Raw genomic sequence first — 11,969 nt, 5'->3', positions numbered from 1 at the left:
GCGAATTCTGAATTAATTTCGAAAATGGTATGTGTCATTTTAACAAGTGGTATATTCCAATAGGACACAACAAAAAACACCAGCAAAGGGACAGTTTGCTGATGCTTTTTATACGTAATTCCTGTAATTGCAATCACTTAGGGGATATGATCGTCAATGTTACAGACTTTTCCGGTTGGAATTCATCAACCGAACAACTTAAGGTTAGCATACTTAATTTCAGAAATCAAGAACACGTGTTCGATTTTCTTCTGTGATATATTCAGTAAAATAATCAGTGTTCCATGCAAACGCTTGGCAACTTTCTGTCGTAGATATTATTACTGAGGCATTTAACCAACAGGAGGAAAACCCTTGAAACCAACCAAGAACATTTTTGATAAACCAGCATTTGCTAACAAGTTTCACCAGAGCAGTATTCGCTACAAGTACGCGGTACAGATTCAGACACTGCGAGCGGAAGCTGGACTGACCCAAACCCAATTGGGCGACTTGATGAGTGTACCGCAGTCATCCATTGCCCGCTGGGAGAACGGTGGGACGAACATTACGGTTGAAACCCTGGCAAAGATTGCTAAAGCAATGAACAAGGAACTGATGATTGATTTTCAGTAAATCTTTGCGCATATCAAGCGAATTGAAGCGCTAAATATGGTAGAATGACCCTATATAGTTAGCGGAGTATTGCATATTTGTGATACATCAGTTCAAGGGGGCCATTTTAGGTATGAAAAAACTTGGCATAATTGTTGTTGCATCGCTGGCATTCATGGGTGCGGTAGTTGCTGACCCGGCAGTCTCAACGCCGACTGCTCAGGCCAAGACGAAGGTATCGGTTGTTTCGAAGAAGTCAATGAGTACTACGAAGTACCAAATTGACCAATCCAAAGCAAAGGGCGCCTACGCCTATTCTAGCAACTTGAAGAAAAAAGAATTCAAGCTCTCCAGTGGGCACAACTCTGTCTTTTATGCGAAGTCCCAAGAAAAGATCAAAGTTGGTAAGTCGACTCGGGTATACTACTATATCAAGTCCTCTACCAACAGTAAACTGGCAGGGTGGGTTTGGCATGGCTATCTGGTCAAGCCAATCTTATCCAAGTCAGCAGTGGCTAAGCTGGTTGCGTCTGGTCAAGATCTGAATCCGTCATCAACGTTGCTTAAACAGCCATCTGCGTTTTACAGTACTTACCGCTCATATTTGGAAAAAGAGTTTAACATGACCGGCAAGCTGACCCACTTCAAGAATCATCAGGCGCGGGTTTGGATTGCGGATCCTAATCTGAAGACCTATGCGGATACTGCCATGGGTGTTTGGAACAAGGCACTTGGCCGCAAGGTATTCGTGACTGGGAGCTCCAAGAACTTTGACCTGGTTATTAGTTCGAGGCCGTCTAAACAATGGGATGGTTTGAACGATGGCATTCATCTGTACCTCAGTTCCACCGCACTCAACGACAAGACTTACATGGACAGTGTGGCAGATACCCCTGAGATTCGAGCACTGTATAATCAGTATGAAAACGTCGCTGAAGCCTACAAGGATGCTGCTAATGGTTCAGCTGAAAAAGCAGCTTATCTGGCACAAGGACACACCCTGTATGATCAACTGATTGCTGCTCAAAAGGCGGCTGCTCCATCCGCTACATCGTATTGGGAAGGTGTCACCGTCCACGAATTAGGCCACTCACTTGGCTTGGATCACACGCCATACTTGACTGATATCATGTATGCTGAAACCAGCAACGATGGCTTCAGCTCCAGTGTAAACGGCAAGTACAGTTGGAATTCGCCTAAGGATCCTAATGATACTCGTCGTGAAACACCAACCTTATCGGCTCGTGATGTGAACCGGGCTAAGTTAGGCATGGAATTGGGTTACTGGTAACATCTAATCTAAAATTAACGTGTCCGGCTATCAATCGATTTAATTGGTAACCGGATTTTTTACGTTATCTTTACGTAACCTAAATGGAATCAATATATTGTGAGCGTATACCTAAGCTAGACGAAATGGTCAGTGGAGGTGTCGGTAATGTTTAAGTTAATGATGGTAACGTTGCTGTTATTTGGGTTTGCCATGCCAGTAAAGGCCAGCGCCTCTGCTGATAATGGGTTAACTTTACCAAGGATGAACGCTCAGGTTCAGGTTGGTAGTCACGAAAGTCAGATTAAATTTTGGCGGACTGATAATCCGCACGAGCGACAGGTGACAGTCAGTGCGTTATCTGTATTAGTCGCTGTAGGTATTGCCGCCAGTTGGGCCCGACGAAAATTTTATTAGTCAAAAAATTCCCCTCTAAAGCCATTCACATGCTGATGGCGTTAGGGGGGATCATTTTTATATGTTTGGGGAACTTATTTAAATGTTGCCTGGCGGATGCCAGTCTTGGTGACTCAGCTATTAATGAGCCATTTATAGAAACGCTGTAATCCTGATGGCCTTTCTTCAGGTTTCAGCTTGGTGACAATCAAGTTGACCGAATGGCCCAGCCGAACGTTTCTCAATGTTTTCACGTTTCTCAGATCGGTCTGGTCAAACGTGTAGTCCATGGGAAGATGTCGGTTGATGCCACTACCAGAATTAATAATATCGCTATTAAAAATATCAGTCACATCGGTATTACGACCGGTAGCATGATGGGTTGACCAGTAGTAGGTACGCAATTTGTGCCCCTGCCGGTTAACATAATTGACGGTAACGTGATTACTGAGCATTTTGTGCGTGCGAGGCATCAGTTCCCCAGATCGAAGTTCACGTCCTCGCGTGAGTAGTGAAGTGCCAAATAAGCCGGACATACAGATGACAATAAGGACGACAGTAGTGTGTCTTCTGGAAATTCTGGGCGACACAACGCACCTCCTTTAATGGCTTCTCTCTTATTATTAGTTAGTATGCCAGATAAATATCGCTAAACTTAGACTTATTTATGAAGAATTCGTGAACAGCGAGTGAATCTTTTTATTCGGATGAGAAATTTCTAATGCTGAGTGTTCTTCAAATACAATTGGGTAACTTCGTGTTATATTCTTTGGGCTATACCAAATAATGAAAAAGGGGCCATGAATTAATGACCAAATTTCCAGATGTTTTCGGAACGACAGATGAATACAGAAATATAGTGCTAAAGCAGGGCTTTATCGATATCACCCAGATTCAACCTGAGGATGTTATTGATGCCATACATGATAGGCGTTGGTTGCCAAAGTTTATAGATGTCTTTGCTATCATCAATGTCACTGGCTCTCAAAGTAAGTTCAACTCAATTCTATTGATGGCAAATCAGCGACTGATCAAGTGCCGACTGACACCCAAAACGTTGGTCAGTAAATTAGGACAGCAATTTTTGCTTGATCCGAAGAATGATGTTGGCGATATGGCGAAAAGTATTGGCATTAAGAAGTTGATACCGTATATCTGTGGTAATTTTGTCTTGGCTCCAATTGGCAAGAAATCAGCGAGCAACAATAGTTGGGTGAGATTGTACACTGATGGCGAAGTGTGGCATTATTTGGGTGCTAAATCATTGGTTAATTATCCATCTGTATCTGTGCTGAAAGTCCCTCATAGCAAACGAGCAATGAGAATTCGAAGAAATAATTGTCGGCAACTTTTACGTTGTTACCACGAAATTGCCGAGTGCCTTCGTACAACGATTGAATTACCGTTCGAAAAAATGTCTGGAGAAGAATTACGTGCAACTGTTGCCCGAAAAATGGCGATTAACAGAGAAGCGGTTAGTCGCGAACTAATCGCTTAGAAATTTCCTAGGACGTAAGTGTCTGTTTGTGGTTCTTTAAATTTGTGATGGTGATGTGATGGCAAAACGGATTAGTTCATTTATCACATGATTATTTGGTGACTGACTCAATAAAAAAGAACTTTTGCAGAGGGTTGCCGTAGACTCACAAGATGCATCATAAGTAGTCCTTTTGGGAACATTTTTAACCTTAATTAGGTTTGCTATTCTATCCTGGACCTCAGCGCTGTGGATCACTTATAAAAGGGGTTCATATGATGGATAGAACAGCACAAACCGCCTTCGACTTTTTAGCGGAGGGCGATCACGAATTGATTATTTATAGTGCCTTGAAAAAATTGGGCATTCGGCAAAATGACGCTAACTTTGAAGACCTCGTTCAGGAAGGCTGGCTGTTATTCGTAGTGATATATCAGAAGTATCCGCAAGAGCCAGCCGATTCACCGAAACAGTTCTTAGCCTATGCTCACCAGGCACTCTACCGGCGTTTCTTGAATCAACTACAGGCCCAACAGCGGGAAACCAAACATCTCGAGACCGGTGAAGTAGATTTATCCGGCGTGCCACAGACGCTGGACGTTTTGGCCGACACGATTGATATGGAATTGTTGACCGGTTGGCTAGAGAAGTGCAATGAGGCAGAACGGCGCTTCCTAATTGACCGAATTTACTATCAAATGACACCCAGTGAAATCAGTAAAAAGTGGGGTGTTTCCCGACAAACCATTTATAAATGGCAGAAGCACATTCGCAGTAAACTGGTGGATTAACAGGCAGTGTTTCGTTCTTAACTTGACCCCCTCCTGACAAACGCATAGAATAACACCTGGAATTCAAGTTAATAACATCGTTTTACTAACTCAGGAGGATCGTTTATGAAGACTCAAGATGAACTTAAAAAAATCGCTGGCTACAAGGCTGCCGAACTAGTTGAAGATGGCATGACAGTTGGCTTGGGAACAGGAAGCACCGTGCGTTACTTATTGGATGCGTTAGGCGAACGGATTAAGAAGGATGGCGTGCACTTTACCGGCGTGCCAACCTCTAACCGGACGGCTGAATATGGCCGGAACCTGGGAATGGAAATCAAGTCATTGGATGACGTTGATACTATCGATATTACCATTGACGGTGCCGATGAAGTTGACCCGCAGATCAACGGTATCAAGGGTGGTGGCGGTGCCCAGACTTGGGAAAAGCTAGTCGCTACCAACTCCAAAGAATGCGCTTGGATCGTCGATGAAAGCAAAGTCGTTGATCAATTGGGCAAGTTTCCGTTACCTGTTGAAGTACTGGAATACGGCCATCATCAACTGGTTAACCGGTTGGCTGACCTCGGTTACAAACCGGAAGTTCGTCAAAAGGACGGCAAGCTCTTCCGCACGGATGAAGGCAACATTATCGTTGACCTGCATTTAGGCAAGATTGCCGCACCGTACGATTTAGCGGATGAACTGAGCAACATGACCGGTGTCGTGGAACATGGCCTATTTTTAGACATGACCAAGACAGTCGTTATTGGTACTCAGGATGGCGCGGTCGTTAAAACTAAATAAGCGAATTAATAAGCAGCCCAACTCTGACTAGTAGTTGGGCTGTTTGCTGTTGTGGCGGGGTTTTAGAAGTGTTGAAATTAGGCAAAGAACACCCAAAAATTTTCTTCAAAAATTAAGTATATTTCTGTTGTAACCGGTTACATTTCATGTTATTATATAACCGTGGAAGAGATAAGGAACCGGTACCAGGACGTTTCCAAGTTGTAGAGTTTTACCGATTATGTGTTTTTCCCGTTTTGTAGAACGAAACAAATGATTGGCAACAAACAGCTAAGACGTTTGGTTCCAACTGTTTAAGGCTTCAAGAGCTTCACAGGTAACAAGAGTCAAAAGTTTCAAGATTCATCAGTATCACAGGTAATGAGTTTCAAATAGTTACACGTTTCATCAAGCAACATGCTTCACGCGAGGATTTCTAACGAACGCTAGCCGCCTAAGGTTTTTGTTCCACCACTAATTGAATATGAGTCACATGCTTAGCGTTTCTGCTAAAACGTACGAATATCTTAGATGTAGTGATATTTCTTAGGGGTTACAAAGAGTTCGAATGTGATGTAGGCTGGGTCTACGCGATGGTTATGTAATAACCTCTGGAGTGTAGAGAGTCGGATTCATGAGATTCAAAAGTTTCAAAGTTTCATCTCATCTAGTTAAACGGTAATTGAAACTGATATGTCAATGACAAGGCTATTACGGCAGTTGGCTAGAAATAAGTATTTGAGGCGATAGATTATCAATTTAATGTTTACGAAGCGGGTAAGCTGGTTAAACGGTTTCGTCTCTTCCATTAAAGTTTCATAGGGGCTCAAGGGTGAATGCAAAAATTTCAACCTTGAGTCTAATTTTTTGACATCATTTTGATAAATTCGAATCAGGTAAAATGGTATAATGTAATTCCTTGGCAGGGGCAACATTGAGGGAAATAAATTTTCCCCAGGAAAGGATTTACTAATTACCATTCAAATAGTAAATTCTTTTTTTATGTCCATTTACGCTGTTAAATCAGCCTTTTGAGATGCCTCATTGCGATTGTTTATAGCGTGACTGTTATAAGATAAAACCTTTTACCGATTAGATTTGTCAATGTGTGTTTACGGAAACCCTAAAACAGGGTAGAATTAGATTTGCTTGCTTGTGTGTTTGCAGAAGTAAGTGGTGGTTATTGCAGTCTGTGGGTGTGTGGCAACAACTTTTTGAAAGCGCTAAGCCTTTTGGTCGTTTGGTACGCAGTATGTGCCATTATTCGGAATTCAGGTCAACAAGCGACCGCGTTTGTACATTGTTTTCGAAGGTTATGTTACGTGTTCACAGCAAAAATACGAAAGAAGGTTTAGTTTAATGTCGATGTACTTAATCGTCAACATTATTGGGGTCATTGTTTATCTCGGGATCGCGTTCCTGTTCTCGAAGAGTAAGAAGACAATCAACTGGAAATCAACCTTGATTGTTTTAGTACTTAACTTGGTCATTGCTTGGATCTTGACTAGTTTCGCTTGGGGCCGTGATGCCGTTCAGGCCGCTGCCGATGGGTTCAACTGGTTAGTCCAAGTGGCTTACCAAGGGATTGTGTTCGCATTACCTAACTGGGTAACGCCACAGTTCGGTGGGACTGCTAAGTCAATGAACTTCGTTACAAGTTCACTGCTGCCAATCTTACTGATCGTTCCAATGTTTGATATCTTAACTTACATTGGTTTCCTGCCTTGGATCATCAAGTGGATCGGTCGCGGATTATCTGCTATCACCGGTCAACCAAAGTTCGAATCATTCTTCTCAGTTGAAATGATGTTCCTTGGTAACACTGAAGCCTTGGCCGTTTCTCGTTTGCAGATCCAATCAATGCGTGCAGAACGTAACGTCACATTGGCTATGATGTCGATGTCATGTATTACTGCCTCCATTGTGGGTGCTTATACTCAAATGGTTCCTGGTAACTACGTTTTGACTGCGATCCCGTTGAACATTTTGAACGCGATCATCGTCACGAACATTTTGAACCCAGTGAAGGTGACTCCAGAAGAAGATACTATCGCCAAAATCGGTGGTGCTTCAGCTGCTGAAGAAGCCGAAATGGATGATGGTAAGAAAGAACCATTCTTCTCATTCTTGGGTGATTCTATCTTAGGTGCCGGTCGTTTGATCTTGATCATCGCTGCTAACGTTATCGCTTTCGTTGCCTTAGCTGCATTGATCGATAAGCTGTTAGGCTTGGTCAACCCATGGTTATCACTAGAACATATCCTTGGGATCATCATGTTCCCATTTGCATGGTTAATGGGTCTGGACGTACACGATGCGTTCCAGTTTGCTCAATACATGGGGACGAAGTTAGTGACTAACGAATTCGTTGTTATGGGTAAGATTGCCCCAACAATTCACGATGTTGCTAAGTATGGTGCCCATTATCAAGCACAATTGACAGTCTTCTTGACTTCATTCGCTAACTTCAGTACGACTGGTATGATTATCGGTGCCTTCAAGGGCTTGGCTGACAAGGAATCCAACAGCTTGATTTCTAAGAACGTTGGTTACATGTTATTGTCAGGTATCTTGGTATCGCTCTTATCTGCTGGTATCGTGGGCTTATTCGTTTGGTAATCACCGCTTACTAATAAGTCATTATTTAAGGATTTAAACCACGGACAGCCCAGATCGAGGAACACTTTCGGTCTGGGCTGTTGTGGCCTAGGGTGTCGAAACTGACTTGGTCAGCTGAAACCCATCGTTTGGGATAACGATGCAACCCCGATCACAACCGTCTCAACGACGAAAGGATAGGGATTATTTACATGAAACAAGCGCAACAACTTGAAGCAAAGAACAGGATGTCATTATTAACTGTCTGGCAGAATAAGGCATTGCTGAAACAAGAAATTATCGCAGGTTTGACCGGTTTCTTCGCCATTTCCTACATTATCATTGTGAATCCGGTGATTCTAAAGGATGCTGGGATTCCAACCGATCTTAGTGTGTTTGCTACCATCATTAGTTCAGTGATCGGCTGTTTGATCATGGGATTTTTCGCTAATGCACCCGTGATCTTAACTCCCGGGATGGGGGTTAACGCCTTCTTCACCTACACAATTTGCGCCACTATGGGCATGTCGTGGCAGGTAGCGGTTGCTATTTCAATCGTTGCCAGTGCCATTTACGTGTTGGTTGCTTTTACCAGTCTCAGTTCAGTGCTGGCTGAAGCAATTCCGGGTTCACTGAAGAGTGGCATTACTGCTGGGATCGGCATGTTCTTGGTTGAAATTGGGTTGGAGAAAGCTGGACTGATCGTTGCTGGTAAAAATTCTCTGATCGTTCTAGGTAATTTGACAGCACCCGCCACAATCCTAGCCATCTTCGGTTTACTGCTGAGTGTGATATTATATCTGCGGCAGGTACCAGCAAGTTTTCTGATCGGTATTGTGGTGACTAGTGTCATTGGTGTGGTGTTGGGGATTCGTGATGAGCAAAGTATCAGTGTTCACCTATCACGATTAGCCGATTATCATCAAATCGTGATGCACGGCGATTTCTCGAAAGCACTGACGATTCCGTTTATTCTGGCAGCGTTCTCCATGACCATGATTTTGGTGTTTGAATCCATGGGACTTCTGCAGGGAATCTTGCCAGATAATCGCAAGTTTAAGCGATCCTTTCAAGCGAGTTCAGTTACCGCGTTAATCTCAGGCTTCCTCGGCACCAGTCCCACTGTGGCAGCCGCCGAGAGTGCTTCTGGGATCGAATCTGGCGGTCGAACTGGGGTAATGTCAATCACTGCTGGCATTTTATTCGCCATTTCCATGTTCTTTGTTCCGTTGCTGGCGTATGTCCCACAGGCAGCTATCGCACCGGTGATCATCATTACCGGCGCCATTATGATGGAGTCCATTGGTTCAATCGACATGCATGACTTTGCGGCCTGGTTCCCGGCGTTTCTGATTATTGTGCTGATTCCGCTGACTAACAGTATTTCTACGGGATTGGCGTTCGGCTTCGTTTTCTACCCCATTTTACGGTTAGCAAGCGGCGATGGCCGAAATGTCAGCCCAGCTATGTACGTGTTAGGCGGACTGTTTCTCATTGATTTGGTTCTAAGTGCTTCACTATAAAAAAGTTTAGTATGGAGGCTATATTATTATGACAATCAAGATTATCATGGATACCGATCCTGGTATCGACGACGCAGCTGCAATTACCATGGCAATCAACGACGACAACATTGATTTAAAATTAATCACAACTGTTGCCGGTAACGTGACGGTGGACAAGACCACAAAGAACGCACTGAAGTTAGTTCGCTTCTTCAACTCCGACATTCCAGTGGCAGCTGGTGCTAAGCAACCGCTGATCAAGCCATTCGAAGATGCTGCTCGGATCCATGGTGAATCAGGCATGCCGGGATACGATTTCCCAGAAGACCTGCCAAAGCCAATGAATAAGAGTGCCGTTGAAGCACTCCGCGACGCCATCATGGCCAGTGACGAAAAGATCACTTTAGTACCAACTGGGTCATACACCAACATTGCTTTATTGTTCTCCGAATACCCAGAAGTTAAAGACAACATCGAACGCATCGTTGCCATGGGCGGCTCATTGAGTATGGGTAACATGACCAGTGCCGCTGAATTCAACGTCTTTACTGATCCACATGCTGCCCGGATTGTTTATAACGCCGGCATTCCAATCGTGATGGTTGGCTTGGACATCACCATGAAGGCATTGCTAACCCATGAGAGCATCGAAAAATTACCTCAGTTAAACGAAACGGGTAAGATGCTGCATGATATTATCATCCATGACGGTGATAACTCAGATAGCGGGATTGCTATGCATGATGTAAACACGATCTTCTACTTGCTTCATCCAGAAGCAATCACCACTGAAGATATGTGGGTCGATGTTCAGACTGAAGGTCCAGCAATGGGCGAAACGGTTGGTGACATTCGTGGTGCTTATCACGATGGCAAGACTAACACTTCTGTTTGTGTCGATATCGATGCGGCCGCCTTTAACAAGTGGTTCATCGAAGAAGTTACTCACATTTCAAAGTAATTTAATTTAGTTAATACGCTGTTTATACCACTATACAAATGAACCGCCACAAGCTGTAAGGGGCTTGGGGCGGTTTATTTAATTGGGTAGAAATTTTGCGGACAGTTTCCAATGCAGGGGAATGTCTTGTATAATTGGTAGGTGTAGCCCGATTCGACTAGATAGCAGTGAGCTTTCGCTCCACTCCAGGCGCTTGCGGCTGGAACGCGGTGGCTCGCTCCGAAGCTAATCAACATAACCGAAACGTGTTCCACGAGGCAGAGAGTTGCATATAAGTCACTTAAACCATAAACCCAAGTTCGGGGTTTATGGTCCAAGCGCCTTATACTCCACTCTCTAAACGCCTCGTTCCGCACTCTAGCCTCAAATGGATCTTCTCCGTCTCGCGTGATGCTAGTTAGCAGCCAGGGCTTCGCCACTGTCAGCTACCAAGTATCACCGATACCGCTGAGCCCCAGCGCCTTCCGTTTCGCTGACATTGTGTGTTTGTTTCACTACAGTGGATCATTTGCGTTAGCAACCTACCTGGTAAGATGTCATCAATGTACCGTGTAAATGCAGTGGAGCGGGCAGGGTAAATCGTGGTGTCGATGATGTTAGCGAGCGTTTTGTGCTCGTTTACATCATCAGGCGACGGAGGAGATCCGCCCCAAGCGAAGCGCAGGTGCTAGCTCCGGAGCGCCTGCACGACGAGTTACCCTGAACGCGGAACGGAATGAGCGATAGCTCATGCCAACATGCTCACATAATAACCCATAAAAAAGTTCGCCATAGCAAGCAATAACTACCTCCAAGAGCTTGCGTACATACCGTATTTAATGTAAAGTATACTAGAGCGTGAAACAAAGTGTTTCACAGAATCCATTAGGAGATTTCCATGAATGATAGCCAATTTATTGCCGCGTTAAATGCTCAGGGAATTAACGTTTCCGATGAGCAAATGCAGCAATTTGATCAGTACTTTAAAATTCTGGTCGAAACTAATCAACATCTTAATTTAACAACCATCACAGAACGCGGTGACGTTTATCTGAAACATTTTTATGATTCAGTAACGCCCGCCTTTTACGCGCCTGAATTACAGACAGAAGAGTTGACACTTTGCGACGTTGGAGCTGGAGCTGGTTTCCCATCATTACCGATGAAGATCTTGTTTCCTAACCTGCAAGTGACCATTGTTGACTCCTTAAATAAGCGAATCAATTTTTTGAAGGATCTTATCGCTGATTTAGGTCTGGAAGGTGTTAAGGTATACCATGCCCGAGCTGAAGAGTTCGGTGGCAAACGTTCTGAGCATCGGGAAGCTTATGACGTGGTGACCGCTCGTGCAGTAGCACGGATGAGTGTTTTAAGCGAGTTGTGCTTGCCATTGGTTAAGCTTAATGGTCAGTTTATTGCGTTAAAAGCACAGCAGACAGAATCCGAGTTGGTGCATTCTAAGTCAGCCATTGCGACATTAGGTGGTAAATTGCACTTAGACCAGTCATTTACCCTGCCTGAATCTGGGGATGAACGGCATATTGTGGTGATCGACAAGGTTAAACCGACACCCAAGCGCTACCCACGTAAGGCTGGAACGCCTAACAAGGAGCCACTTGGCGAATAGTTAGAA

General features: G+C 44.1%; 11 protein-coding genes. 10 read left to right on the top strand and 1 reads right to left on the bottom strand.

Annotation, left to right across the window (positions count from 1 at the left end; translation table 11 throughout):
- The first annotated feature begins 354 nt into the window (after positions 1-354).
- The 3 genes from HC026_RS03355 to HC026_RS03345 all read left to right on the top strand — a co-directional run bounded on the left by HC026_RS03355 (position 355) and on the right by HC026_RS03345 (position 2,281).
- Complete coding sequence (locus HC026_RS03355; protein ID WP_168924574.1) at positions 355-615, top strand: helix-turn-helix domain-containing protein; 261 nt, start codon at positions 355-357, stop codon at positions 613-615.
- A 112-nt stretch (positions 616-727) separates the two neighbouring features.
- Positions 728-1,885, top strand: coding sequence for a matrixin family metalloprotease (locus HC026_RS03350; RefSeq protein ID WP_168924573.1), 1,158 nt, complete (start codon positions 728-730; stop codon positions 1,883-1,885).
- Between the two features lie 147 nt (positions 1,886-2,032).
- A complete protein-coding gene (locus HC026_RS03345) occupies positions 2,033-2,281 on the top strand; it encodes a hypothetical protein (RefSeq protein ID WP_168924572.1) in 249 nt (82 codons plus the stop codon).
- Positions 2,282-2,394: 113 nt separating this feature from the next.
- Here HC026_RS03345 and HC026_RS03340 read toward each other — a convergent pair whose 3' ends face one another.
- The gene (locus HC026_RS03340) at positions 2,395-2,850 is read right to left on the bottom strand and encodes a hypothetical protein (RefSeq protein WP_168924571.1); all 456 of its coding nucleotides are present in this window, start codon (positions 2,848-2,850) and stop codon (positions 2,395-2,397) included.
- A gap of 218 nt (positions 2,851-3,068) precedes the next feature.
- Between HC026_RS03340 and HC026_RS03335 the strand changes: the two genes are divergently transcribed.
- The 7 genes from HC026_RS03335 to rsmG all read left to right on the top strand — a co-directional run bounded on the left by HC026_RS03335 (position 3,069) and on the right by rsmG (position 11,963).
- Complete coding sequence (locus tag HC026_RS03335) at positions 3,069-3,758, top strand: hypothetical protein (protein WP_168924570.1); 690 nt, start codon at positions 3,069-3,071, stop codon at positions 3,756-3,758.
- A 257-nt stretch (positions 3,759-4,015) separates the two neighbouring features.
- The gene (locus HC026_RS03330) at positions 4,016-4,528 is read left to right on the top strand and encodes a sigma-70 family RNA polymerase sigma factor (protein ID WP_168924569.1); all 513 of its coding nucleotides are present in this window, start codon (positions 4,016-4,018) and stop codon (positions 4,526-4,528) included.
- 105 nt (positions 4,529-4,633) lie between these two features.
- Complete coding sequence (rpiA, locus tag HC026_RS03325; protein WP_168924568.1) at positions 4,634-5,314, top strand: ribose-5-phosphate isomerase RpiA; 681 nt, start codon at positions 4,634-4,636, stop codon at positions 5,312-5,314.
- Between the two features lie 1,344 nt (positions 5,315-6,658).
- Positions 6,659-7,912, top strand: a complete 1,254-nt coding sequence (locus HC026_RS03320; RefSeq protein ID WP_168924639.1) for a NupC/NupG family nucleoside CNT transporter — start codon at positions 6,659-6,661, stop codon at positions 7,910-7,912.
- Positions 7,913-8,103: 191 nt separating this feature from the next.
- On the top strand, positions 8,104-9,414 hold the full coding sequence (locus HC026_RS03315) for an NCS2 family permease (protein ID WP_168924567.1): 1,311 nt from the start codon (positions 8,104-8,106) through the stop codon (positions 9,412-9,414).
- 28 nt (positions 9,415-9,442) lie between these two features.
- A complete protein-coding gene (rihC, locus tag HC026_RS03310) occupies positions 9,443-10,357 on the top strand; it encodes a ribonucleoside hydrolase RihC (RefSeq protein WP_168924566.1) in 915 nt (304 codons plus the stop codon).
- Positions 10,358-11,234: 877 nt separating this feature from the next.
- Positions 11,235-11,963 carry a 16S rRNA (guanine(527)-N(7))-methyltransferase RsmG gene (gene rsmG, locus HC026_RS03305; protein WP_168924565.1) on the top strand — a complete coding sequence of 243 codons (729 nt, stop codon included), beginning with the start codon at positions 11,235-11,237 and terminating at the stop codon, positions 11,961-11,963.
- The last annotated feature ends 6 nt before the right edge of the window (positions 11,964-11,969 follow it).

Source organism: Secundilactobacillus angelensis (genome assembly GCF_012641075.1).
Lineage (GTDB): Bacteria > Bacillota > Bacilli > Lactobacillales > Lactobacillaceae > Secundilactobacillus > Secundilactobacillus angelensis.
Note: the sequence above shows the minus strand (reverse complement) of the source record. Positions and strands in the feature narration are given on the sequence as shown.

Bases quoted from the DNA above. Each gene is read 5' to 3' on its own strand.
- HC026_RS03350 (WP_168924573.1), top strand. From the start codon at position 728: ATGAAAAAACTTGGCATAATTGTTGTTGCATCGCTGGCATTCATGGGT.
- HC026_RS03345 (WP_168924572.1), top strand. From the start codon at position 2,033: ATGTTTAAGTTAATGATGGTAACGTTGCTGTTATTTGGGTTTGCCATG.
- HC026_RS03335 (WP_168924570.1), top strand. From the start codon at position 3,069: ATGACCAAATTTCCAGATGTTTTCGGAACGACAGATGAATACAGAAAT.
- HC026_RS03330 (WP_168924569.1), top strand. From the start codon at position 4,016: ATGGATAGAACAGCACAAACCGCCTTCGACTTTTTAGCGGAGGGCGAT.
- rpiA (WP_168924568.1), top strand. From the start codon at position 4,634: ATGAAGACTCAAGATGAACTTAAAAAAATCGCTGGCTACAAGGCTGCC.
- HC026_RS03320 (WP_168924639.1), top strand. From the start codon at position 6,659: ATGTACTTAATCGTCAACATTATTGGGGTCATTGTTTATCTCGGGATC.
- HC026_RS03315 (WP_168924567.1), top strand. From the start codon at position 8,104: ATGAAACAAGCGCAACAACTTGAAGCAAAGAACAGGATGTCATTATTA.
- rihC (WP_168924566.1), top strand. From the start codon at position 9,443: ATGACAATCAAGATTATCATGGATACCGATCCTGGTATCGACGACGCA.
- rsmG (WP_168924565.1), top strand. From the start codon at position 11,235: ATGAATGATAGCCAATTTATTGCCGCGTTAAATGCTCAGGGAATTAAC.